The sequence below is a fragment of the Streptomyces hydrogenans genome, from assembly GCF_014656075.1.
GTDB lineage: Bacteria > Actinomycetota > Actinomycetes > Streptomycetales > Streptomycetaceae > Streptomyces > Streptomyces hydrogenans.
The window spans coordinates 1-23,372 of sequence record NZ_BNBS01000051.1; the positions used below are offsets into that span (position 1 = coordinate 1).

24 protein-coding genes and 2 pseudogenes are annotated in these 23,372 nt (G+C 73.0%); 5 read left to right on the top strand and 21 right to left on the bottom strand.

The features are described 5' to 3' along the window. The 4 genes and pseudogenes from IE321_RS21660 to IE321_RS21675 all read right to left on the bottom strand — a co-directional run. Positions 1 to 219: pseudogene (locus IE321_RS21660) on the bottom strand (AI-2E family transporter); the annotation flags it as partial. A 99-nt stretch (positions 220 to 318) separates the two neighbouring features. Continuing rightward, on the bottom strand, positions 319 to 1,047 hold the full coding sequence (locus tag IE321_RS21665; RefSeq protein WP_043227110.1) for an aggregation-promoting factor C-terminal-like domain-containing protein: 729 nt from the start codon (positions 1,045 to 1,047) through the stop codon (positions 319 to 321). Positions 1,048 to 1,446: 399 nt separating this feature from the next. Continuing rightward, entirely contained in the window at positions 1,447 to 2,772 is a 1,326-nt protein-coding gene (gene phoH2 / locus IE321_RS21670; protein WP_043227109.1) for an RNA 5'-3' helicase PhoH2, read from the bottom strand. Between the two features lie 298 nt (positions 2,773 to 3,070). Continuing rightward, positions 3,071 to 3,832 carry an isoprenyl transferase gene (locus tag IE321_RS21675; RefSeq protein ID WP_043227108.1) on the bottom strand — a complete coding sequence of 254 codons (762 nt, stop codon included), beginning with the start codon at positions 3,830 to 3,832 and terminating at the stop codon, positions 3,071 to 3,073. 99 nt (positions 3,833 to 3,931) lie between these two features. On the opposite strand from IE321_RS21675, the gene mgrA reads away from it, so the two are divergent. Further along, entirely contained in the window at positions 3,932 to 4,999 is a 1,068-nt protein-coding gene (gene mgrA, locus IE321_RS21680; protein WP_190224197.1) for an L-glyceraldehyde 3-phosphate reductase, read from the top strand. Between the two features lie 328 nt (positions 5,000 to 5,327). Here the strand turns inward: mgrA and IE321_RS21685 are convergent, their stop codons facing one another. Continuing rightward, entirely contained in the window at positions 5,328 to 6,065 is a 738-nt protein-coding gene (locus IE321_RS21685; protein WP_190224198.1) for a prepilin peptidase, read from the bottom strand. 29 nt (positions 6,066 to 6,094) lie between these two features. Between IE321_RS21685 and IE321_RS21690 the strand changes: the two genes are divergently transcribed. Then, positions 6,095 to 6,466, top strand: a complete 372-nt coding sequence (locus IE321_RS21690) for a DUF192 domain-containing protein (RefSeq protein ID WP_190224199.1) — start codon at positions 6,095 to 6,097, stop codon at positions 6,464 to 6,466. Between the two features lie 19 nt (positions 6,467 to 6,485). Here IE321_RS21690 and IE321_RS21695 read toward each other — a convergent pair whose 3' ends face one another. The 3 genes from IE321_RS21695 to IE321_RS21705 all read right to left on the bottom strand — a co-directional run bounded on the left by IE321_RS21695 (position 6,486) and on the right by IE321_RS21705 (position 9,347). After that, on the bottom strand, positions 6,486 to 7,658 hold the full coding sequence (locus IE321_RS21695; RefSeq protein WP_190224200.1) for a putative hexosyltransferase: 1,173 nt from the start codon (positions 7,656 to 7,658) through the stop codon (positions 6,486 to 6,488). Positions 7,659 to 7,700: 42 nt separating this feature from the next. Beyond that, positions 7,701 to 8,873 carry a hypothetical protein gene (locus IE321_RS21700; protein WP_190224201.1) on the bottom strand — a complete coding sequence of 391 codons (1,173 nt, stop codon included), beginning with the start codon at positions 8,871 to 8,873 and terminating at the stop codon, positions 7,701 to 7,703. Positions 8,874 to 8,957: 84 nt separating this feature from the next. Next, positions 8,958 to 9,347 (bottom strand): DUF7674 family protein, encoded by a 390-nt coding sequence (locus IE321_RS21705; RefSeq protein ID WP_051842439.1) that lies wholly within the window; start codon positions 9,345 to 9,347, stop codon positions 8,958 to 8,960. 154 nt (positions 9,348 to 9,501) lie between these two features. Between IE321_RS21705 and IE321_RS21710 the strand changes: the two genes are divergently transcribed. Then, a complete protein-coding gene (locus tag IE321_RS21710; RefSeq protein WP_190224202.1) occupies positions 9,502 to 10,416 on the top strand; it encodes a hypothetical protein in 915 nt (304 codons plus the stop codon). A gap of 9 nt (positions 10,417 to 10,425) precedes the next feature. On the opposite strand, the gene IE321_RS21715 is transcribed toward IE321_RS21710, so the two are convergent. After that, a complete protein-coding gene (locus IE321_RS21715; RefSeq protein ID WP_043227103.1) occupies positions 10,426 to 11,022 on the bottom strand; it encodes a hypothetical protein in 597 nt (198 codons plus the stop codon). Positions 11,023 to 11,696: 674 nt separating this feature from the next. Here IE321_RS21715 and IE321_RS21720 point away from each other — a divergent pair. Then, positions 11,697 to 11,948 carry a hypothetical protein gene (locus IE321_RS21720; protein ID WP_190224203.1) on the top strand — a complete coding sequence of 84 codons (252 nt, stop codon included), beginning with the start codon at positions 11,697 to 11,699 and terminating at the stop codon, positions 11,946 to 11,948. 39 nt (positions 11,949 to 11,987) lie between these two features. On the opposite strand, the gene IE321_RS21725 is transcribed toward IE321_RS21720, so the two are convergent. The 12 genes and pseudogenes from IE321_RS21725 to IE321_RS21780 all read right to left on the bottom strand — a co-directional run bounded on the left by IE321_RS21725 (position 11,988) and on the right by IE321_RS21780 (position 21,185). Beyond that, the gene (locus IE321_RS21725) at positions 11,988 to 12,611 is read right to left on the bottom strand and encodes an OmpA family protein (protein WP_043227099.1); all 624 of its coding nucleotides are present in this window, start codon (positions 12,609 to 12,611) and stop codon (positions 11,988 to 11,990) included. A gap of 9 nt (positions 12,612 to 12,620) precedes the next feature. Then, positions 12,621 to 13,196: a hypothetical protein gene (locus tag IE321_RS21730; RefSeq protein ID WP_043227098.1), complete on the bottom strand. Its 576-nt coding sequence runs from the start codon at positions 13,194 to 13,196 to the stop codon at positions 12,621 to 12,623. 14 nt (positions 13,197 to 13,210) lie between these two features. Then, a pseudogene (locus tag IE321_RS21735) lies at positions 13,211 to 13,840 on the bottom strand (pilus assembly protein TadG-related protein); the annotation flags it as partial. A gap of 32 nt (positions 13,841 to 13,872) precedes the next feature. Further along, positions 13,873 to 14,082, bottom strand: a complete 210-nt coding sequence (locus IE321_RS21740; RefSeq protein WP_043227096.1) for a hypothetical protein — start codon at positions 14,080 to 14,082, stop codon at positions 13,873 to 13,875. Between the two features lie 185 nt (positions 14,083 to 14,267). Next, entirely contained in the window at positions 14,268 to 15,155 is an 888-nt protein-coding gene (locus IE321_RS21745) for a DUF5936 domain-containing protein (RefSeq protein ID WP_190224227.1), read from the bottom strand. An 18-nt stretch (positions 15,156 to 15,173) separates the two neighbouring features. After that, positions 15,174 to 16,115: a type II secretion system F family protein gene (locus IE321_RS21750; protein WP_043227095.1), complete on the bottom strand. Its 942-nt coding sequence runs from the start codon at positions 16,113 to 16,115 to the stop codon at positions 15,174 to 15,176. An 8-nt stretch (positions 16,116 to 16,123) separates the two neighbouring features. Beyond that, entirely contained in the window at positions 16,124 to 17,479 is a 1,356-nt protein-coding gene (locus tag IE321_RS21755) for a TadA family conjugal transfer-associated ATPase (RefSeq protein WP_190224204.1), read from the bottom strand. Then, positions 17,476 to 17,952: a TadE/TadG family type IV pilus assembly protein gene (locus IE321_RS21760; protein WP_190224205.1), complete on the bottom strand. Its 477-nt coding sequence runs from the start codon at positions 17,950 to 17,952 to the stop codon at positions 17,476 to 17,478. Before IE321_RS21760 ends, IE321_RS21755 begins: the two co-directional genes overlap by 4 nt. Continuing rightward, complete coding sequence (locus IE321_RS21765) at positions 17,949 to 18,323, bottom strand: TadE/TadG family type IV pilus assembly protein (protein WP_226651327.1); 375 nt, start codon at positions 18,321 to 18,323, stop codon at positions 17,949 to 17,951. The genes IE321_RS21760 and IE321_RS21765 overlap by 4 nt, the downstream gene beginning before the upstream one ends. Before the next feature lie 3 nt (positions 18,324 to 18,326). Then, the gene (locus tag IE321_RS21770) at positions 18,327 to 19,583 is read right to left on the bottom strand and encodes a CpaE/TadZ family protein (RefSeq protein ID WP_190224206.1); all 1,257 of its coding nucleotides are present in this window, start codon (positions 19,581 to 19,583) and stop codon (positions 18,327 to 18,329) included. A 9-nt stretch (positions 19,584 to 19,592) separates the two neighbouring features. Further along, positions 19,593 to 20,312 carry a Flp pilus assembly protein CpaB gene (gene cpaB / locus IE321_RS21775; protein WP_043227090.1) on the bottom strand — a complete coding sequence of 240 codons (720 nt, stop codon included), beginning with the start codon at positions 20,310 to 20,312 and terminating at the stop codon, positions 19,593 to 19,595. A gap of 21 nt (positions 20,313 to 20,333) precedes the next feature. Further along, entirely contained in the window at positions 20,334 to 21,185 is an 852-nt protein-coding gene (locus IE321_RS21780) for a hypothetical protein (protein WP_190224207.1), read from the bottom strand. 407 nt (positions 21,186 to 21,592) lie between these two features. Here IE321_RS21780 and IE321_RS21785 point away from each other — a divergent pair, with 407 nt between their 5' ends. After that, complete coding sequence (locus tag IE321_RS21785; protein ID WP_190224208.1) at positions 21,593 to 23,317, top strand: chitinase; 1,725 nt, start codon at positions 21,593 to 21,595, stop codon at positions 23,315 to 23,317. Positions 23,318 to 23,372: the final 55 nt, after the last annotated feature.

The window sequence follows — 23,372 nt, forward strand, 5'->3', positions numbered from 1 at the left end:
GTCGGCGGCGGGTGCGGCGGACCCCGCGCCGGCGGCGCCGGCGGGCTTCTCCGGCGTCCCGGGCTCCGGACCGGCCGTCAGCGGCGGCCGGTCGTACGGCGGTCCGTCCGGCCCGTCGGGGCCGCCCCGTTCGGCCTCGGCGCGCCGGGCGTCCAGCTCCGTCCCTATGCGGCTGATGCCCTCGCCGAGTCGGCTCAGCCATCCTGGCAGTCTCGACATCTGGTCCCACTTCCCCCGTTCGGTCCCTGGCAACCTACACGCAGGAAGCCCCGCACCGTAGGACGGTGCGGGGCTTCCCGGGGTTGAGCGGGCGCCGGTCTAGTACCAGCGGTTGGCCTGCCAGAACGACCAGGCGCCGCACGGGCTGCCGTAGCGGCCGTTCATGTAGCTGAGGCCCCACTTGATCTGGGTGGCGGGGTTGGACTGCCAGTCGGCGCCGGCCGAGGACATCTTCGTGCCGGGCAGGGCCTGGACGAGGCCGTAGGCGCCCGACGACGGGTTGGTCGCACGGTAGTTCCAGCCGGACTCGTGGTCCACGATGTTGCTGAAGCACTGGAACTGCGAGGCCGGGATCATCTGGCGGGCGATCGCCTTGACCTCGGAGATGGAGTACGAGCCCTGGGCGGAGAAGCTGGACGCGTCGCGCACGGAGTCGCGGCTGGCGCGCTCGGCCTCCGCCTTCTCGCGGGCCTCCTTCTCCTCGCGCTCCTTCTTCTCCTGCTCGGCCTTCTCGTCGGCGGCCTTCTTCTTCGCCTCCGCGTCCTCCGCGGCCTTGAAGCGGGCGGCCTCCTCGGCGTTCTTGCGCACGGTGGCGTCCGCGGCGGCGGCCTGGACGTCGGCCTGCTCCGCGAGGGAGGCGACCTGTACCTGGGCCTGCGCGCCCGCGGGGATGTCCGCGAGCAGGGTGCTGTCTGCCGCGGCTGCCTCGAAGTTGTCGTCCGAGGTGGCCTGGGCGGCGTTGCCCGTGGCAACTCCGACGACGGCGCCGACGGTGGTGACCGCAGTGGCAGACGCCACCGCGAATCCCCGGACCGAGATCCGGCTCACACGGTTTCCTTCCAGCATCACCCGCAGCGGTGACCACGCGGGCGAAATCGTGCCCCTCGCGCTGGTCTTCGTCGTACCGGGTCACAGAAGACACGGGCCCGTGGTGCTGTGGGCGGCATACGGCGACGATTGTGGAGTTGTGCGGTGCTGTTGTGCTCCTTCGACGGGTCGAAGGGTGCACGGGTGCCGTATGCGGGGCCTGACGGAAGCAAGACTTTGCCTGACGTGGACGCCGCAAGGCAATTCTGTGTTGCGTGTGAAAGCTCACACCTCGTTGGACGCAGGTGTTTTGACGGATGTTGCGGACATGGGGGCGCCGCCCGGCTAAGCTCCTGCGCTTCGCCGGGCGGCGCCAACTCCCGTACGGGAGCTAATAGGTACGAATCGGTCACCCGCTCCTTACAGGTGGCCGTCCTCCAGCATCTCGGTCACGAGGGCCGCGATCTGGGACCGCTCGGAGCGGGTCAAGGTCACGTGGGCGAAGAGCGGATGCCCCTTCAGCTTCTCGACCACGGCGACGACTCCGTCGTACCGCCCCACCCGCAGGTTGTCCCGCTGGGCGACGTCATGGGTGAGCACCACCCGCGAATTCGCCCCGATACGGGACAGAACGGTCAACAGGACGTTCCGCTCCAGGGACTGGGCCTCGTCGACGATGACGAAGGCGTCGTGGAGCGAGCGGCCCCGGATGTGGGTGAGCGGAAGGACCTCCAGCATCCCCCGGGACAGCACCTCCTCGATGACCTCGCGGCCCGCGACCGAGGAGAGCGTGTCGAAGACCGCCTGCGCCCAGGGGCTCATCTTCTCCGACTCGCTGCCCGGCAGATAGCCGAGGTCCTGGCCGCCGACCGCGTACAGCGGACGGAAGACCATCACCTTCTGGTGCTGCCGGCGCTCCAGGACCGCCTCCAGGCCCGCGCAGAGCGCGAGCGCGGACTTGCCGGTACCGGCCCGGCCGCCCATCGAGATGATCCCGACCTCCGGGTCCAGGAGCAGGTCGAGCGCGATCCGCTGCTCGGCGCTGCGGCCCCGGATCCCGAACGCCTCCCGGTCGCCGCGGACCAGCCGCACGTTCCCGTCGGCGCCGACCCTGCCGAGCGCCTTGCCGCGCTCGGACTGGAGCACCAGGCCGGTGTGCACGGGCAGCTCGGCCGCCTCCGGCACGTACAGCCGCTCCTGGTCGTAGAGGAGGTCGATCTGCTCGGCGGAGAGGCCCAGCTCGGACATCCCGGTCCACCCGTTGGCGTCCGTGATGGCGAGCTCGGCGCGGTACTCCTCGGCGAGCAGCCCCACCGAGGACGCCTTGATCCGCAGCGGCAGGTCCTTGGAGACGACCGTGACGTCGTACCCCTCCGCCTGGAGGTTGCGTGCGACGGCGAGGATCCGGGAATCGTTGTCGCCCAGCCGGTAGCCGGCCGGCAGGATGCCGGGGTCGGAGTGGTTGAGCTCGACCCGCAGCGTGCCGCCGAGGTCTCCCACGGGCAGGGGGGCGTCCAGGCGTCCGTACCGGACCCGGAAGTCGTCCAGCAGGCGCAGCGCCTGGCGGGCGAAGTACCCGAGTTCGGGGTGGTGCCTCTTCGCCTCCAGCTCGGTCACCACCACGATGGGGAGCACGACCTCGTGCTCCTCGAAGCGGGACATCGCCTTGGGGTCGGCGAGCAGGACGCTGGTGTCGAGAACATAGGTGCGCCGGTCGGAAAGGCGGCGCTTCGTGCTGGTCACCACGGAAGGACAGACCCCCTCTGAAGACCCGAATGAGGCCGGGGTGCGACGGTGGAACCCGTGTCGCGGCGGAATGGGACCGGGATCGGACCGCCCAGCGCGGGCCGAACACCGGCCCTCCGCTTCTCCCGTACGTGTCCCGCACGGTCGTCCTGGTGCAAGGGGCCTCCCGGGTGGCGGTCTCCGTGCCGCTCACTTCACCAGGCTTATGCCCTCGAACACTCCCCGCCATGCCAGGGCATATGACGGCGTGTTCGTGAACGTGCGGTGACGCCCCCGGGGGTCGGGGGGAGGGGGTGGTTCAGGAGCCGTAGCGCCGGTGCCGGGCGGCGTAGTCGCGCAGCGCCCGCAGGAAGTCGACCTTGCGGAAGGCCGGCCAGTGGACCTCGCAGAAGTAGTACTCGGAGTGCGCGCTCTGCCACAGCATGAAACCGGACAGCCGCTGCTCGCCGCTGGTGCGGATCACCAGGTCCGGGTCGGGCTGCCCGCGCGTGTACAGGTGCTCCGAGATGAGGTCGATGGAGACGGTCTCGGCCAGCTCCTCGAAGCTGGTGCCGCGCTCCGCGTGGTCCAGGAGCAGCGAGCGGACCGCGTCCGCGATCTCCTGCCGGCCGCCGTAGCCGACGGCGACGTTGACCAGTATCCCGGCGTTGCCGCGGGTGGCCTCCTCGGCCTCCTTGAGGACCGTCTGGGTCCGGGCCGGCAGCAGGTCCATGGTGCCGACGTGGTGCACCCGCCAGCGGCCGTCGGAGGCGAGCGCCTTCACGGCGTCCTCGATGATCCCGAGCAGCGGCACGAGCTGCGCCTCGGGGCGGTTCAGGTTGTCCGTGGAGAGCATCCAGAGGGTGACGACCTCGACGTCGGTCTCGGCGCACCAGCCGAGCAGCTCCCGGATCTTGTCCGCGCCCGCCTTGTGTCCCTGCTCGGGGGTCCCTCCGGACGCCTTCGCCCAGCGCCGGTTGCCGTCGAGGATGACCCCGATGTGCTTGGGCACCTGATCGTGGTCGAGACGGCCTTCCACCCGGCGTGCGTAGAGCCCGTACACCAGGTCGCGCAGGTTCACTGTTCTTTACCCCTCCATGGGCGGGCGGTTCGCAAGCCGCCACCCTACTGCGGCTGGATGAAGGGTCCCAGTCCGGGCGTGTCACAAGTGCGTACGGCTATGTCACAAGTCCGTGATAAGCAGAGATACGTGACTGATTCCCCCCTCTACCGCGCCGCCGCGGAGCGCTACGACTCCATGGAGTACCGCCGCTCGGGCCGCAGCGGGCTCAAGCTCCCCGCCGTCTCCCTCGGCCTCTGGCACAACTTCGGCGACGACCGCGCCCTGGACTCCCAGCGGGCGATCCTGCGCCGCGCCTTCGACCTCGGCGTCACCCACTTCGACCTGGCGAACAACTACGGTCCGCCGCCCGGCTCGGCCGAGCTGAACTTCGGCAAGCTCTTCGCCCAGGACTTCGCGCCCTACCGCGACGAGCTGATCATCTCGACCAAGGCCGGTTACGAGATGCACCCCGGCCCGTACGGCGAGTGGGGCTCCCGCAAGTACCTGCTGTCGTCGCTCGACGCCTCCCTGAACCGGATGGGCCTCGACTACGTCGACATCTTCTACTCGCACCGCTTCGACCCGGAGACCCCGCTGGAGGAGACCATGGGGGCGCTCGCCTCCGCGGTCCGCCAGGGCAAGGCGCTGTACGTCGGCGTCTCCTCCTACAACGCCGAGCAGACCGCCGAGGCCGCGCGGCTCCTGAAGGAGATGGGCGTCCCGGCCCTGATCCACCAGCCCTCGTACTCGATGATCAACCGCTGGACCGAGGACGACGGCCTGCTGGACACCCTGGAGACGGCCGGCATGGGCTGCATCTCCTTCGTGCCGCTGGCCCAGGGCCTGCTCACCAACAAGTACCTGAAGGGCATCCCGGAGGGCTCCCGGGCCACCCAGGGCAAGTCCCTCGACCCGAACCTGCTCTCCGACGAGGTGCTGCGCCGGCTGCGCGGCCTCGCGGACATCGCGGAGCGGCGCGGACAGTCGCTGGCGCAGCTGGCGCTGAAGTGGGTGCTGCGCGACCCGCGGATGACCTCGGCGCTGATCGGCGCGTCGAGCGTGGGCCAGCTGGAGGAGAACGTGGCCGCGCTGGCCTCCGGACCGCTCACGGACGAGGAACTGAAGGAGATCGACTCCTTCGCCATCGACACCGAGGGCACCAACATCTGGGCCGGCCGGGGCTGACGTCCGGGACGGACGGAAAAGAAAACGGGCCGGTCCGTGGGGGGGATACGGACCGGCCCGAGGGGGGGGTTCCACCATAACCCTTCGATAGTCGGGCTGCGCGCCACGTGCGCCGGACGAAGCAACCGGATTTCCCCGGATCCCAGGCGGCACAAGGGCTCCGGCCGCATGTGGCGGTTTTGTGCCCCGGCGTGGCGGCGGACTTCCGTCCCTCCGAAGGGGGAACGGCCGGCCCCTCCCGCGCGTTGACGCCCGGCAGGTCGGCGGCCGTCCGGTGGCGCTCCGCTACGGGCCGGTGGCCCTGCGCAGGCACCGCCGGGCGCGCCGCTCAGGGCAGGGCGGTGAAGGCTCCGAGGGCGAGCCCCAGGAGGGCGCCGCCGAGCATGAACGGGCCGAAGGGGATCGCGGAGGAGCGGCCCGCGCGGCCGAGGAGGACGCGCCCGAAGCCGTACCCCGCGCCGAGCAGGAAGCCCAGGAAGGCGCCGGTGAACAGGACGCCCCAGCCGTACCAGCCGAGCGCGGCGCCCAGCGGCAGGGCCAGCTTCACGTCGCCGAAGCCCAGCCCCTGCGGGCTGATGAGGTGCAGCGCCAGATAGCCGCCGCCGAGCGCGAGGGCCCCGAGCAGGGCGTGCGGCCAGGACCCGGCGTCGTACGGCAGGAGCTCGGCGGCCCCCAGCAGCAGCGGCACGGCGAGGGCGAGCGGCAGCGTCAGCCCGTCCGGGAGCCGCTGCACCCGCACGTCGACGCAGGCCAGGAGCACCCCGAAGGGCGCGGCCAGCAGCCACACGGCGAGCTCGGGCCGGGGCCCGCCGGTGGCGGCGGCCAGCAGCGCGCAGACCACCGCCGTCAACAGCGGCACGGCGTACGGCACGGGGGTCGTCGCGCACCCGGCACGCCCCGGCCCGCCGAGCCAGCCGCGCGCCGGACCGACGAGCCGGTGCCCCGCCGGACAGAGCGCGCGCCACGGCTCCTCGGGCTCCACGGACAGCCGGTACGCCGCCCGGGGCACGAGCAGCCCGACGGCGGCACCCCACAGGGCGGCGAGGACGATCAGCGAGGGGTACACGGGGTGACCCTAGGGCTAAGGTCGGGCGCATGGGGCGGAGTCGGCGGGACGGGACGGGCACGCTGACGGTGCCGGAGGGCGCGACGGTCCCGGTGGAGGTCGCCGCCTCGTACCGGGCGCGGCGGCGCGGGCTGCTGGGCCGGGACGGGGTCGCGGGGGCGATGCTGCTGACCCCGGCGAACAGCGTCCACACCTTCGGCATGCGCTTCCCGATCGACGTGGCCTATCTGGACCGGCGGCTGCGGGTCCTCGCCGTGGCCACCATGCGTCCGGGCCGGCTCGGGCTGCCGCGCCCGCGCGCCCGGCACGTCCTGGAGGCGGAGGCGGGGGCGATGGCGGGCTGGGGGCTGCGCCCGGGAGTCGTGGTCACGGTCGCGGCGGACCCGGCCCCAGGAGCGTGACGGCACCTCGCGGCCGCGGTCACGGCGGGCCGGACCCCAGGAGGGTGAAGGCGCCGTAGACCGCCGAGGCGAGCGCGAGTCCGGCGAGGGTGGCGGCGGCGGGGCCGGTGCGGACACGGGCGAGGGCGGCGGCGGGCGGCAGGAGCAGCCCGAAGGCGGGCATCATCAGGCGCGGGCGGGAGCCGAAGTACGCGGCGCCGACGAGCGACACGACGACCACCCCGACCGTGAAGACCAGCAGCGGCAGCGGCTGGCGCTGCCGGACGCACAGCACGACCAGCCACGCCAGGAGCGCGAGCGCCGCGCACAGGCCGAGCGCGGCCGGCCGGGGCAGGGAGGCGATGAAGCGGGCGAGGGCGACCCCGCCGTCGATGGAGTTGCCCCACCCCGCCTGCACGTCGAAGTAGGCGGTGGGGCTCGACTCGCGGACGCCGACGTACACGACGTATCCGAGCCAGCCGAGCGGCGCGAGGAGCACCCCGGCGACCGTCCGCCAGGGCAGTCGCCGGTCCCGGACCAGGGCGACGAGGGCGGTGACGCCGAGGGCCGCGATCAGCGCGGCGGCGGTGGGCCGGGTGAGCCCGGCGAACGCGCACAGCAGCCCGGCGAGGATCCAGCGCTCGCGCAGCACCGCGTACAGCGACCATGCGGCGAGCGCGGTGAACAGGGTCTCCGTGTACGCCATCGACTGGACGAACGCCGTCGGGTACGCGCCCCACAGCACGGCCAGCACGATCCCGGCGCGCGCCGACACGACGTGCTCCCCGCACCGGTAGAGGCCCCAGGCGGCGGCGAGCGAGGCGGTCCAGGAGACCAGCAGTCCGGCACCGGCCGCGTCGAGCGGCAGGACGGCGGACAGGCCCCGCTCCAGGGCCGGGAGGAGCGGGAAGAACGCCAGGTCGGAGTGGACGTCGCCGTTCGGGAGCGTCACCTGGTACCCGTAGCCGTGCTCGGCGATCCGCGCGTACCAGACCGAGTCCCAGCGCCCGCTCAGCCGGTGGAAGCCGTCCTTGCCGGTCACGGCGGCGGCGACGGCGAGGGCGGCCAGCCCGAGGACCCGGGTGAGGGCGTAGCCGCCGAGGGCGAGGAGGAGCGGGGAACGGCCGGCCGGCCACGAGGACCGCGGGGCGGGTGAGGCGGACGGGGCGGGCGGGGAGACGCGTGCGGAGGTCGGCGGAGTCGGCGGGGGCATGCGGTCGATTATCCCGAGGCGGTCCGCCCGCCCCCGCGCCGGCTACGCGAGGAGGCGGGAGACCGCGACGACGGCCACGAGGACCAGCAGCGCGAGGGCGGCGAGCCGCCAGGCGCGGCGCGGGGAGCGGACCGTGACGACCCGCGGGGCGGGGCGCCCGGGGATCACGACGTACACCCGGTCGGGGTGGTCGTCGTGGGTGACGCGCGCGAGCGACAGGTACCGGACCCGGACGCGGCGGGCGACCTCCCCGTCGCGGAAGCCGAGGCGGGGCTTCAGCCGGGCGGCGACCTCGGCAAGGTCGGTGTCTTGGGTGAGGTCGGTGGCTTGGGTGAGGTCGGTGGCTTGGGTGAGGTCGGTGGCTTCGGTGAGGTCGGTGCGGGTGCCGGGCCCGGACCCGGTGTCGGTGCCGTCCGGCGGGAAGGCGTCCTCGCCGACGTGGTCCACGCGGTTCCAGGCGTCGGCCTCGTTCGTCCAGGCGAAGGCCCGGGCGGGGAGGTCGGAGGACTCCTCGACGGTGTCCACGACGGGTTCCCGGACGACGACCCCCTCGGTCCACTCCACGTACCGGCCGGTGCCCGCGCAGAAGTCGTGCGACACCGTCCCGCCCCCCGCGCAGTCCGGACAGGGGCGGGAGGCGGTCCCGCCGCACACCCCGCACTTCTTCCGGCCGGCTCCCCGGCACTTCCCGCACGCCGCGTCGTCGGCCCCGCACTTCCGGCAGCGGACCCGGGACGCCGTCTCGCCCTGCGGCCGGTCGGCCGCCTCACGGGCCCGCTTGCCGGTGCCCTCGCAGGCGAGGCAGCACAGCCGCCCCTCGCACCCCGCGCAGGGCACGTGGGTCCGGCACGCCACGTCCCCGGCGCCGCGGCAGCGGGCGCAGGGCTTCCGGCCGTTGGTGCAGGTGGAGCAGGCGTGGGCGGCCACCGAACCGCGCCGCACCAGCCGCAGGGTCGAGCGGGCCGCCCCGGGGTCGGCGGGCGCGGGTACCGGGTACCGGTCGAGGTCGTCGTACTCGGGCAGGTCCGACAGGTCGCGGGTGCCGGCGTGGAAGGCGGTGCCCTCCGTGCGGGTCTCCACACAGCGGACGATCTCCCCGGCGAGCAGGAGGTGCCGGGTGATGTGGGCGCCCGCCGCGGGGAAGGCCGCGTCGTCCGCCCCGGGGGCCCCGAGACCGCGCCGCACCGCCGCCAGGATGTCGTCGTCGCTCAGCACGCCTCGGCCTCCACGGGACCCTCGTCGGACCCCGGGAAGCTACCCAACTACGGACCGAAGAAGCCCCGTTGGTATCCGGCGTGGTCAGCCACCGGGCCTTATCCGGACGAACTTCGCGGCCATGACGGGCCCGAGCTGCTGGACGATGCCGTGGCCCGGCTCGGTCGGCGACGGAAGGTCGCCGAGGAAGGAGGTCACGATCACCTCGTCGACGGCGGTGTCGCCGCGGCTGCTCCGCTCCTCCAGGAAGTCGAGGGTGCGGCGCCAGTCGGGCTCCGCCTCCTCGGCGAGGTAGGAGCGGACGGTCCCCTGGACGACGTCCCAGAAGAAGACGTGCGGCAGGACCCCGCCCTGCCGGAAGACGTGGCTCTCGTACGCGCCCCGGAAGGCGGGCACGTGCACGAGGAGGTCATGGACGAGCTGCACGCCGGCCGTGCCGGCGGTCAGAGGACTGGTGTGCGGCAACTGCTGCATCGGCGGCCCTGCCCCGGAGCGTTGTGGTGTTTCGGTCCAGAATGCTCCTCCCCCGAGGATGTGTCCCGACACTTTTGCGCAAACCTGGGGACAACTTTCTCCGGGTTTTCCACAGGGGGTGCGAAGTGTCCCCCTTCCGGGGAACCTTGCGCGTATGTACGAGTTGGCGATCCTCGCCAGGGGCGGGGTGCTCCTCACCGTCTGGGCGCTCGCGGCCGGCTGGCCGGCGGGCCGCCTCGCCGCGCGCCTGCGACGGGACGGCTGGCAGCGGATCTGCCGGGGCGCGTGGGCGGTGCCCGGCAAGGAGACGGACTGGCGGGTCCGGGAGACCGCCCTCCAACTGCTGCGCCCGCGCTACGTCTGCCACCACGGCACGGCGGCGCGGCTGCACCGGATCGAGGTCCTGACGGGGGCGGGCCGGGTACGGGGCTCGGGCTCGTCGGCGAGAGCGGGGGCGGGCTCGCGTGCCTCGCTGCCGCCGGGGGACGTCTGCCTGCGCCGGGGCCTGCGGGTGACGACGGCCGCGCGGACGGCCGCCGACCTGATACGGGCGTCCGGGAGCAGGGAGGAGGCGGTGGTCACGGCGGACTCGGCGCTCTCCCGGCGCGTCGTGGAGGGCGTGCGCAGGGACCCACCGGTCCGGTACGAGGAGCTGGCCGCGCAGCTGTCGGTCCGGCGGCCCGGCGCGCCGCGCGCCCGCGCCTGGCTCCGGCTCGCGGACCCGGCCGCGGGCTCGCCGGCGGAGACGGTGGCCCGGCTGCGGATGGCCGACGCGTCCCTGTTCCCCGAGTCCCAGCCCCCGCTGCGGACACCGGCGGGCCGCCCCCTCCACCCGGACTTCCTCTTCCGGGCGGCGGGCCTCGCGGTGGAGGTCGAGGGGTACGCGTACCACGGCACGCCCCGCGCCCACGAGCGGGACATCGCCCGCTTCAACGCGCTCCAGTCCTGTCCGGAGGTCCACCGCGTGCTGCGGTTCACGGCGCGGGAGGTCTTCACCCGTCCGGACCGGATGACGGCGACGGTCCGGACGGCCCTGGAGGAGCTCGGCGCGGCCACCCGAGCGACCTGAGCGGCCGGTTCAGAACACGTCCGGCATCCGGTTCAGGATCCGGAACGGAAGGGAGAACCAGCGGCCGCCCTGGGACAGGTGGCGGGTGTACACGCCCTGGAGGAGCAGGGCCAGGGAGAGGTCCAGCCCGTCGGCGGGGCCCTCCGCGCGGACGGTGAGGGCGAGGGGGCGGTACCAGTCGTCGCGGGTGACGCGTATGCGGAGGCCCGGGCGCAGGAGTTCGTGCACGCACTTGCCCGGCCCCTGGCGGTAGCGGTACGCCCGGCCGTCGATCCGGACGCGCAGGGCGCGCTGGTCGCGGGTGAGTCCGCTGCGGAAGCGGCTCACGGCGCCGGTGTGCGCTCCGACCTGGAGGCGCGCGCGGGAGGGCAGCGGCGCGTGCCCGTACCTGATGCCGCTGAAGACTCCGGCAGGGAGCCCCTCCCCGGCCACCGAGACCTGCGCGAACGCGTCGCTCCGCCCCGGCACCGGCCCGTACCGCACGTGCACGCCCCCCAGCCCGGGGACGGACCCGGCCCAGGACGGCGCGGGAGTCAACAGCCGCGATCCGCCCTCGGGATCGGTGTGGTGGAGCGTGAAGTCGGCCGAACCGTAGGAGGTGTTCATGGCCGATCAGTATCCCGAAGGCTGCGCGCCGGTTTTCCGCGCTCCGGCGCGACGGCGCGACGGCCGGTTCGCCACCATGGGGTGGCCCGAGGGCCGGCCAGCCCCGGGCGCGGGCGCGACGAGGGGAGCGGCGGGTGTCTCGTGCGGTGCGGTGGGTGGTGGCCGGGGTCGCGGCGCTGGTGGCGTTCGGGGTCGGGGTGGCGGTCGTACGGGCGCTGCCGTGGGGATGGTTGCCGCGGGAGGACGGGGCCCGGCTCGACCCGGCCCTCGGCCTCGGCGCGCTCGCGGGCGCGGCGGTGCTGGCGGGGCTCGGCTGGTCGGCCGGGCGCGAACGGCCCCCCGCGCCGGCGCCGGGCCCCGTACCGCCGGCGCGGACGCTCGTACAGACGGCGAGGTCCGCCAGTCCGGCGGCGGTGCGGCGACGCACCTGGAGCAGCATGCGGAGGCGTCCGGCTCGGGGCGGATCCTCCAGTCCGGCCGCGGCACGGCCGCCGGGCACGAGCGGGGCGAGCAGCGGGCGAAGGCGACCGGGCGGAGCAGTCCGGCGACGACGTCCACCCGGGCCAGGGGGCCTGAGGAGTCGGGCGAGCAGCACGCCCGGGTCTTTGGCGACGGCCGCGGCCGGGCGGAGCAGTCCGGCGACGACGACCACCCCGGCCAGGGGGCCTGAGACGTTGACCGAGCAGCACGCCCGTGTCTCCGGCGACGGCCGCAGCTATCAGGCCGGCAACATCATCTGCACCACGGAGGCGACCGTCACCGCCCTTCGCCGAGCCGTCGCGGTCTTCCACGACATGGACGACGAGCACCATGAGGCCCTGGCCCGGCAGAACCCCGACGCGGCGCTGCGGGGCCTCCGGGCCGCCCCCGGGAAGCGGCGCTGGTGGCCCTTCGGAACGGGGCGGGCGCGCCGGACCGAACGGTGACGGCAAGGACCGGCAGGACCCCGCCGCCCTCCTCTCCGCTCAGGGCGCGGCGGCCGGCGGAGCCGTGCGGGGGAAGGACACCTCCACGCGACGGTTCTTCTTGCGGCCCTCCTCCGTGCGGTTGTCGGCGATCGGGTAGTCCTCGCTGTAACCGCGGATCTCGTACGAGGTCCCCGGCTCCAGCTCCCGCGCCAGCACCTGCTGCACGGCGACGGCCCGCTCCTTGGAGAGCTTGAGCCCGTGCTCGTACGTCCCCAGGTTGTCCGTGAACCCGAAGACCCGCACCTTCCCCGACCCCTGCGTCCGCACCTCACCGGCGATGGCCCGGATCCGCGCGGCGGCGGCCGGGCTGAGCTTCGCGCTGTTCTTCGGGAACAGCACCTCCGCCTGCAACGCGAACGTCACGTCCACGTTCGTGTCCTCCCGCCGCTGCTCGCCCCCCTCCTCCTCCACGATCTGCTTGATGTCCAACACCTTGGCGGGCGCGAGCGTGGCGCCGTCCGGGAGCATCAGGTCGGGCGAGTTCGAGTCGATGGCGGGCGGCGGGGAGGAACTCGTGCTGCCCGGCGGATCGTCGGCGTAAGCGGTGACCGAAGCTCCCGACCACACCACGGTGACCACGACCGCGAGAGCGGCCAGCCTGCGTCGTCCTGTCGTCGTCATGGCGCCGCCTCAGGAGAGCTTGAGCGTGGCAGGTTCGAACGTGGGCAGTTGGAACGAGACCTCGGTGGTGGTGGCGGGGGGTGCGGGGAATTGCATGAAGACGGCGGTGGATTTACCGGGGCCGAGGCTGTCGAGACCGGTGGTGGTCAGGGGGCGACCGTCCGTGTCGCGGAGGACGTAGTAGCGCTTCTTGGCGGATGAGTCGACGAGGGTTGCTCCACCGAGGGAGAGGCCGTGCTTCACGACCTCCGTCTCGTTGCCTCTCATTTCGCCCGGCAGGACCACCGATGATCCGGTTGGGTTCGCGAGACGCCCCTTGATCGTGAGGAACCCGCCTGCGTCGCGCTCCACGGACTCGACCCGGAGTTCCACCCCCTTGCGCCCCTTGGCAACGAGCAGTGGCTCTGCGGGCGCCTCGCTGCTCTGCTCCACCTGAGTGGGGGCGGATTGCTGTGAGGGCTGAGTCGTCGCCGTCGGCTTCTGCGAGGTCTTGGGTTCACTGTCGGCACCGCAGCCGGCCACGGTCAAAGAGGCTGCCACCGCGAAGGCGATGAACCCTCCTCTCACGTAAGTAGTGACGTTCATGAAGAGCGCTTCCTTTACTCGTCGTCGCCGGTCAACCGAACATGGAAGAGGTCGTCCGCATCGGGAAGAACAGGATCCTCTGGGTCGATTTCCAGGGGCGTGCCTTCGCACACAAGGCCCGAGATCGGCTCGGGTTCGGCTTCCTCTGGCTCCTCCGACGGCGTAGAGGTCGGTTCTGGATCAGAAGGTGGCTCCGTGCTCGGATCACTGCTCGGTTCAGGCGGATCGAACCGACACAGCGGCTCGATCACCGCGGAGGCAGTGGCTGTGGCTTGCTCTTCCTCCGTACCCGGCACGATCGACTCCCCGACCGTTCCCTCACTTCGAACCGTCACGGTGAAGCCGAACTCCAGAGGTACGCAATCCTCGCTCTCAGCGTCGTTGAGGGAGGCCAACACGGCAGCACGCGCACAGGCCCGGCCCACGGTGTAGTCCTCGCCTCGAACGAACCGCTGCCACTGAGTTGGATCATCCAGCACTTCGAGCCAACCCTCCCGGAGTTGAGAACGGGCCTCCTCCACCGCCCCGAGCGCCGCCGCGTCGGCGGCGGTCTGAGCACCGTTCCGCAGGACCGCCGCCTGCCCGACGGCAAAGTAGACGAAGGCCAGGAACAACAGCCCTGCGACTACGGCCACGTAAGCGGGAAACGCCTGGCCCCGATCCGGCGGAGTCTTCCCTACTCTCCGCCGCCACCAGTGATGTCGCTGATCTTGTCGCGGATCGCGTTCAGGATCGACGTCCCGATATCGGTCCCGGTAATGGCAATGATGATGGCCGCAACCACCACGATGATCCCCAGATACTCCACCGCCGTCTGCCCCCGGTCGCCCCGGGACGTCGTGTGGGTTCTGATGGTGGTCAGGGCCTTCAGCAGCGCGTCGTACATCGTGGTCCCCTCCGCGGTCTGACGCTTGCGCAGTCGCACGGTACGCCTGTGGTTCGTGCGGTGCACAGGGTCCCTGTGGTCGTTCGTCAGATCGGGTCGGGCGGGTCGGGACCTTGTACTCCGGCAGGGTATGGCCTGGCGTGGGGGGGCCGGGGGGAGTTGGGGGAAGTTTCATCAGGGGTGCCTCACTCGCCCGCGATCGAGCCGAGGTCCGTCCCCGTGCCCAGGAAGAGGCCCGCGCCGAGGAGGATCATGGTGGCCGGGACCATCAGGGTGGTGATGACCATCGTCGCCTTGGGGACGGCCTTGGCCGCCTTGCGGCGGGCGTTCTGGGCGTCGGTGCGGCGCATGTCCTCGGCGATCTGGATGAGCGTGTCGACGATGGGCGCGCCGAGCTCCTCGCCCTGCTGGAGCGCGGTGACGAACTGGGCGACCTGTTCGGAGTCGTTGCGGCGGCGGAGTTCGTCGAACGCCTGGCGGCGGGTGACGCCCATGTCCATCTGGCGCAGGGTGATGCGGAGTTCGTCGGACCAGGGGCCGGAGTACTTGTCGGCGACGCGTTCCAGGGCCTGGCGGAAGCCGAGGCCGGCGGAGACGACGACGGCGAGGACGTCGAGGAAGTCGGGGAGGGTGCGTTCGATCTGGTCCTTGCGGATGCGGACGGCGGACCAGATGCCGACCTCCGTCCAGAACGCGCCGAAGGCGAGGAGGAGCGCGGCCGTGACGTACGAGCCGCGGCCGAGCATCAGGAGGCCGCCGAGGAAGCCGAGGAAGCCGTAGACGGCCCGTCGCGCGCCGTAGCGGTCGATGGTCAGGCCGCCGGGGTTGCCGGCCAGGTCGATGCGGCGGCGGACGGCGGCGACCCGCTTGGGGCCCATCCAGCGGAGGACCGACGGGGACCAGCGCATGCCGAGGCGGTCGACGGCGGAGTCGACCGCGCCGGTGCGGGTGGCGCCGACCTCCAGGGCGAGGCGGAGGTCGTCGGGGAGGCGGGCGTCTGCGCGGTAGAGGCGCAGGCCGTAGGCGAAGCCGGCGACCGAGAGGCCGGCGAGGAGGGCGATGGCGAGTTCCAGCATCTGCGTCTGCGGCCCTTACACGTCGATCTTCGAGAAGCGGCGGATGACGGCGAAGCCGAGGACGTAGAGCGCGCACGCCACGATGACCGCGCCCTGTCCGAGGGGCGAGCCGGTCATGCGGTCGAGGGCGCCGGGCTGCATGTTGTCGATGAGGAGCAGCGAGCCGAAGCCGATGACGGGGACGGCGTACGCCGTCATGCTCACCTGCGAGAGCTGGGTGCGGACCTCGCGCCGGGTCTCCTTGCGCTGTTCCAGCGTCTCGGTGAGGTTGCGGAGGGAGGAGACGACCGTGCCGCCGGCCCGGTTGGCGAGGACCAGGGTGGTGACGAGGACGACGAGTTCGCGGGAGGGGAGGCGTTCGGCCAGTTCCTCCAGGGCGTCGTCCAGGGGGGTGCCGACGGCCAGCTGCTGGGCGACCTTCTCCAGTTCGTCGCCGGCCGGGGACTCCATCTCGTCGGCGGCCAGGCTGATCGCCATGCGCAGGGCCAGGCCGGCCTGGGTGGCGTTGGCCAGGATGCGGGAGAGTTCGGGGAGTTGGTTGATGAAGCGCTCGATGCGCTTCTGACGCTGCCAGTTGAGGTAGCCGAGCGCCACCCACACCCCCAGCAGGCCGCAGATGGGGCCGAAGAACGGGGAGAGCGCGGCCTGGCCGACGATCCACAGGACGGTCACCGACGCCGCCAGGGCGACGGTGAACTCGCCCGGTGTGACGTCGAGTCCGGTGGCGGCGATGCGCCGTTCCAGGTTGCGGCCGAGGGCCGTGGCCCGGACCCGGCGGTCCAGTGCGGGGAACCGGCGCCGACGGCGGCCGGTGGCCTCGGGCGCGGCCGTGTCGTCGAGGCGGGCGACGAGCGCGGCGTGGCGCCTGGCCCCGCTCGCGTACACCTGGACGCCGATGACGCCGAGGACGCAGGCGAGCAGCGCCACGGCGGTCGTCAGCCAGAAGGGGTCGGTCATGGGCGCTCCTACCTCGCTTCCCGGGTGGCGAGTTCGGTGTCGGCCGCGGCGACGCCGAAGGCCGGCGGTATGGGCTGGCCCGCCATGTAGAGGCGTTCGGCGACGCGGCGCGGCAGCGGGTGGTGGACGTAGCGGCCGTGGACCCGTCCGTCGGCGGCGAGGGGTTCGGCCTGGAAGTGGCAGAGGGTGGCGAGGAGGAGGCGTTCGCGGCCGTGCGAGGCGAGGATGGCGATCTCGGTGACGCGACGGGTGCCGTCGGGGTGGCGGGTGAGCTGGACGAGGACGTCGACGGCGCTGTTGATCTGGTCGCGCAGCGCCTCGAAGGGGACCTTGACCTCGGACATGGAGGCGAGGGTCTGGAGCCGCATCAGGGCGTCCTCGGCCGAGTTGGCGTGGACGGTGGCGAGGGAGCCGTCGTGGCCGGTGGACATGGCCTGGAGCATGTCGAGGGTCTCGCCGCCGCGGACCTCGCCGACGATGATCCGGTCGGGGCGCATCCGGAGGGAGTTGCGGACGAGGTCGCGGATGGTGACCTGGCCGCGGCCCTCGATGTTCGGGGGGCGCGCTTCGAGCCGGATGACGTGGGACTGCTGGAGCTGGAGCTCGGCGGAGTCCTCGATGGTGATGATCCGCTCGCCCTCGGGGACGAGGCCGGAGAGGGCGTTGAGGAGGGTCGTCTTGCCGGTGCCGGTGGCGCCGGAGACGATGATGTTGAACTTCGCCTGGACCAGGCCGGACAGGAGCAGCAGCATCTGCTCGTCGAGCGAGCCGAGGCCGATCATCTCGTGCAGCGTGTAGGCGCGGGGGAAGCGGCGGATGGTGAGGGTGGCGCCGGTGAGGGCGAGCGGAGGGATGATCACGTTGACGCGTTCGCCGGAGGGGAGGCGGGCGTCGACCATCGGATTCGACTCGTCCACGCGGCGGTTGACGGTGGAGACGATCCGTTCGATGGTCTGCATCAGCTGGTCGTGGGAGGCGAAGCGGAGCGGGAGGAGTTCCACCCGGCCGGCGCGCTCGATGTAGATCCGGTCGGGGCCGTTGACCATGATCTCGGTGATGGAGGCGTCTTCGAGGAGCGGTTCGAGGACGCCGAGGCCGAGGGCCTCGTCGACGACGCGGCGGATCAGCTGGGCGCGTTCGGCGGTGGAGAGGACGGGGCCCTCGCGGCTGATGATGTGCCCGAGGACGCGTTCGAGCCGGGCGCGGCGTTCGGCCGCCGCCAGCGCGGACATCTCGGTGAGGTCGATCTCCTCCAGCAGCTTGGCGCGGAAGGACGCGACCAGATGTCCGTCCTCCCGGCCGCCGCCGGGCCCGAGGGCGCGCGGGTCGTCCCCGGCGTGGTGCATGCGGGCGCGCAGGCTCATGGGACCTCGTCCTCCTCCGGGACCTGGGGCAGGGGCATGGTGGCGGTCCTGGTGACCGGGTCGAAGGTCCAGAAGGGGACGACCTGGGGGATGTCGACGGTGACGGTCACGGTGTACGCGTCGCCGCCCACGTCACCGGAGGCGACCCTGGGGTCGATCCATCCGGACACGGCGGCCTCCGCCGCTGTCTGCGGGTCGATCGGATCCTCCCCCGGCAGCACGTCCCTGGTCGCGGCCCTGGCGGCCGCCCGCGCCGCCGTCCCCGCCTGCTGCGCCGCGTACGCGGCCAGTCCGAGCTGGAGTCCGGCGAGCCCGACGATCAGCAGGACGGGCAGGAAGCCGAGGAACTCGATGGCCGCCTGGCCCCGGTCCCGACGGCGAGGACGAGATGCGGTACGGCTCCGAGGGGCGTCGCCCGGCAGGTCCGTACCGCCCGGCCGCGCATCGCCCCGCCCCGCCCTCTTCCGGTTCACGGCGTCGCCCCCGGGCCCTCGTGGACCGCGCCGGCCGTCGCGGAGACCCCGTCGAAGGAGCCCAGGCCAGGGAAGAGGACCGGGACCGGGACGGTGACGGTCACGATGACCATGCCGCCCGACGGGGGTCCGCACGCCACCTCGGCCCCCGCCCACGCCCCGTCGAGGTGCCTGCGGGCGGCGCCGTCGCAGTCGCCGTCCACGGCTGCGGCGCGCGCCGCCTCGTCCGCCGCGTTTCCGGCCAGGACGTAGGTGTACCCGACCAGCACCACCTGCCAGAGAAGCGCGAGGGTCAGCAGGATGACCGGGACCATGCCGGTGAACTCCACCGCCACCTGGCCCCGGTCGCCGACCGCCCTCTGCCCGTCCACGGTTCAGCGTCCTCCGCGGCGGCGCAGCCCCAGCGAGCCGCGGTCGCCGGCGCGGGCGAGTTGCTTGCCGGGGGCGGGGGCGGTCGGGGGGCCGGTGAGGCCGAGTTCGCCGGCGAGGGACCACAGGGCCTGCTTGACGGTGGAGCGGGCGTCGAGTTCGTGGAGGCGGCCGGCGTCGACGACGGCCTGGAGCTCCTTGTAGGCGGCGGGGACGGTGACGGCGGCGATCCGGGTGCCGGTGATCTTCTGGACCAGGGGTGGCTGGATCTCGGTGGTGCGGGAGTGGCGGTTGACGAGGGTGACGGTGGTCTCGGCCTTGCGGACCTGGAGCCGTTCCCACATCCGTACGGTCCGCCGGGCGGCGCGGACGGCGATGACGTCGGGGGTGGTGACGAGGAGCGCGGTGTCGGCCATCTCGACGGCGGCGGCGTTGGCGCTGTCGAGGCGGGAGCCGCAGTCGACGACGACCACCTCGTGCCGGCCGCGCAGGGCGCTGACGATCTGGCGGGCGGCGCGGTCGGTGACCTCTTCGCCGCGCTCGCCCTCGGCGGGGGCGAGAAGGAGGGAGAGGCCGGTCTCGTGGACGTAGACGGCGTCCTGGAGGACGCGGGGCGAGAGGTCGGTGATGGCGGCGAGGTCGGCGGCGGAGCGGCGGAACTGGACGTCCAGGTAGGAGGCGAGGTCGCCGTTCTGGAGGTCGAGGTCGACGAGGGCGACGGTGCGGCCCGCGGCGCGGGCGGCGAGGGCGAGCTGGACGGCGGTGAGGGTGGTGCCGACGCCGCCCTTGGCGCCGCTGACGGTGACGACGGTGCCGCCGGGGCCGGCGACGAGTTCGGCGGCGCCGCCGCCGAGGTGGCGGCGGAAGCCGGCGGACCACTGGGCGGCGGCCTGGACGCGGCCGGCCAGCTCCTCGTAGCCCAGCGGCAGGGAGACGAGGCCGCGGGCGCCGGAGTCCATGGCGGCGGAGAGCAGCCCGGGGCCGGAGTCGGCGGTGATGAGGACGACGCCGACGGCGGGGAAGCGGAGGGCGACCTCGCGGACGAGGTCGAGGGCGGGGACGGGGCCGATCCGCTCGTGGACGAGGACGACCTCGGGGAGCGCGTCGAGGGACTCGGCGGCGAGCCGGGCGAGGGTGTCGACGAGCTGGGTGGAGTCGGGGACGGGCGGGGCGGGCTCGGTGTCGGGGAGCTGGCCGAGGAGGGTGGCGAGGGCCCGGGCCGCGTCGGGGTCGCCGACGGCCGGCAGAATCCTGGTGGGCATGGCCGGGCCTCACTTGTCCTTGTCGAGCGTGTAGGTGCGGTCGCCGGGGGCGGGCCCGGCGGGGGCGCCGTCGGCCGAGGGCGCGACGAGGGCGAGGCGTACGTGCTCCGCGAAGGACTCGGCGTAGGCGACGCGCTGGGTGTCCTGGGCGGAGAGGGCGAAGGTGATGGGGACGGCCTCGGTGGCGGCGCGGGAGCCGGAGCCGGACTTCTGCTTGACGAAGGGGCTCAGGGTGCCGACGTCGATGACGCGGGCGGCGGCGACGAGGAGGCGGGACTGGCTGGGTTCGCTCTTCCTGTCGCCGGCGAAGGTGGCGTAGATGTTGACGGTGGCACCGGGGGTGATCTTTCCCGCGACACCGGTGGCGGCGTCGATCATGATGGCGATCTCCTGCTCGCCGGGGCGGAGTTCGGGGCGAGGGACGATCATGTCCTTCTGGAGGAGCGAGCCGGCCTTGAGGGTGGTGACGGCGATCTTGCCCTCGATCTGGGCGAGGTCGGTGACGGCGGTCCCGGAGAGCCAGCGCTCGGGCATGGAGATCTTCTCGAACTGGCCCGCGCTCAGCCGCACATAGGGCTTGACGTCGCTCTTGACCCGGTACGCGGTGGTCTCCGGCCCGACCTTCGCGTTCACGTCGCTGATGACCGCGAGGACGCCGGCGAAGGCGCCGAGGGCGCAGAGGACGGAGAGCAGCAGCAGGATGACGCCGCGGCGCTGGCGGGAGTTCATCGGGTTTCCTCGTTCATCGGGTCACCGGCCGGCCGGGGCCGGGAGGGTGGTGCGGGCCAGGGGGGCGGCGCAGAAGCCGCAGCGGTCGCCGATGAGCTCCATGCCGCACCAGTGGCAGGTCTCGCGGCGTACCGAGGCGACGAGTCGGTGGAGGACGGGCAGGTCGGGGAGGTGGGCGGCGAACTCGGTGAGCTTGGGGGTGCCCCACCAGGCGGGCGAGGAGGCGGGCAGCGCGGTCTCCTCGACGGGGCCCGCGACGGCCCAGCGGGGGGCGAGGTCGGTGGTGGGCCACTCGGTGGCGAGCTGGCCCCGGGCGATCAGCAGCCGGGTGGTGAACTCGGGTCCCTCGAAGGCGGTCTCGTCGGCGCCGACGCGGACGATCCGGGGGGTGGGTCCGGCGAGGACGGCGAAGTGGGCGCCGGGGAGCCAGCCCTTGAGGTGGGAGCCGAGGGTGACGGGGACGCGGTCGAGGCGGGAGACGGAGCCGAGGACGGCGCCCGCGTAGATGTAGTGGGCGAGGAGGCGGGCGGCGGAGGCGAGGACGCCGGGGCTGATGTCGCAGACGGAGAGCTGGCGCAGCTGGCGGACGAGGACGGCGGCGCCGAGCGGCGGGAGGTCGGTCCTGACCAGCGCGATCCGGTCGCTCTCCAGGAGGCCGCGGACGGTGTGGAGGCGGTGGGCGACGGCGGGCGGCGCGGAGGAGGGGCAGACGACGAGGACGTGGCCGAAGCGGTCGACGAGGCGGCGGAGTTCGGTGACGGAGTCGTCGAGGCCGCGGGCGGCGGGGTCGCCGAGGACGGCGGCGTTCGGGGTCGCGGGGTCGGTGGGCGGCAGCACGAGATCGGCGCCGGTGACCGCGATCGCTGTCGGCACGTGAGCCCCCGTCCCTCCCGGCCCGCACCGGCCGTTCCCGCCGCGTCCGCCGTACGCGCCCGCGCGTCCTTCCGGTCCGCGGCGGCCGTTCCCGGCACACGCGACCCTTCCGGCCCGCACCGGCCTTCCCGTCCCCTCGGCACGGCTGTTCTGCACCTTATCCACGCGGACCGGGGTGGTGAACACACAATCCGTCAACTCCCACCCCCTTTCCCGTCACCGGATTCCCGGGCTCCGCTCGCCGCGGGTCTGTGCCAGAGGTCTTGACAACGCAATTGGTCTGGACCAACTTGGTGCGACGACGGCGGTGGCCACCTCCCGATCTCCATCCCCAGCCCCATCCCTGACCGCAGTTCCCCCGTACGACGACGTACGGCACCTCCAGCTCCCGACTCCCCCACCGGAGGATGCACGTGGACCGCACCACCACCCGCCCGGCCGCCCGCCGCTGGCTCGGCGGAGCCCTCGCGCTCGCCGTCGGATCCGGCCTCGCCCTGGTCGGCGGCACCGGCACCGCCCTGGCCGCCGACGTCAACAACGCCCGGAACGCGGGCTTCGAGAACGGCCTGGCGAACTGGGCCTGTTCGGCCGGCAGCGGCACCGCCGTCGCCACCCCGGCCCACTCCGGAGCCGGCGCCCTCAAGGCCCTCCCCGCCGGTCTCGACAACGCCAAGTGCGTGCAGACCGTCACCGTGAAGCCCAACTCCACCTACACGCTGAGCGCCTGGGTCCAGGGCGGCTACGCCTACCTCGGCGCGAGCGGCACCGGCACGGGCACGGGCACGGTCTCCACCTGGACGCCCGACTCCCCGTCCTGGAAGCAGCTGACCACCACCTTCACCACCGGGGCGTCCACCACCTCGGTCGAGATCTACACGCACGGGTGGTACGGCACCGCCGCCTACTTCGTGGACGACGTGAGCGTCTACGGCCCCGACGGGGGCGGCGGCCAGGACCCCGACCCGGTCGTCCCCGGCACCCCGGCCGGGCTCGCCGCCGGCACGCCCACCACCAGCGCGGTCCCGCTGAGCTGGGGCGCGGTCTCCGGCGCGACGGGCTACAAGGTCTACCGGGACGGCGCGCTCGCCGCGACCGTCAGCGGCACCTCCACCACGGTCACCGGCCTCGCCGCCGACACCGCGTACTCCTTCCAGGTCGCGGCCACCAACGCGGCCGGCGAGTCCGCCAAGTCGGCCGCGGTCAGCGCCCGTACGGCCAAGACCGGTGGAGGCGGCGGCGACAACCCGGCCGTCCCGAAGCACGCGGTCACCGGCTACTGGCAGAACTTCGACAACGGCGCGGCCAAGCAGAAGCTGCGGGACGTCCAGGCCGCGTACGACATCATCGCGGTGTCCTTCGCGGACTCGACGACCACGCCCGGCCAGATCACCTTCAACCTCGACCCGGCGGTCGGCTACACCTCGGTGGCCGACTTCAAGGCGGACGTCGCGGCCAAGAAGGCGGCCGGCAAGTCGGTGATCATCTCGGTCGGCGGCGAGAAGGGCAACGTCACGATCAACAGCGACGCCAGCGCCACCGCCTTCGCGAACAGCGCCTACGCGCTCTTCCAGGAGTACGGCTTCAACGGGATCGACATCGACCTCGAACACGGCATCAACTCCACCTACCTGACCAAGGCGCTGCGCCAGCTGTCCGCCCTGGCGGGCCCGAAGATGGTCCTGACGATGGCCCCGCAGACCATCGACATGCAGTCCACGGGCACCGAGTACTTCAAGACCGCGCTCGCCGTGAAGGACATCCTCACGGTGGTCAACACCCAGTACTACAACAGCGGTTCGATGCTCGGCTGCGACGGCAAGGTCTACAGCCAGGGCTCGGTGGACTTCCTCACCGCGCTCGCCTGCATCCAGATCCAGGGCGGCCTCGACCCGTCCCAGGTCGGTCTGGGCGTGCCCGCCTCCACCCGCGGCGCGGGCAGCGGCTACGTCGCCCCGGCGGTCGTGAACAGCGCGATCGACTGCCTCACCAAGCTGACGGGCTGCGGCACCTTCAAGCCCGCCCAGGCGTGGCCGACCCTCCGGGGCGCCATGACCTGGTCCACCAACTGGGACGCGACGGCCGGCAACGCCTGGTCGAACGCGGTCGGCGCGCACGTCCACGCCCTGCCGTAACCGCACTCCCCGCCACACCCCCATCGCGGCGCCGCCGGTCCTCCGGCGGCGCCGT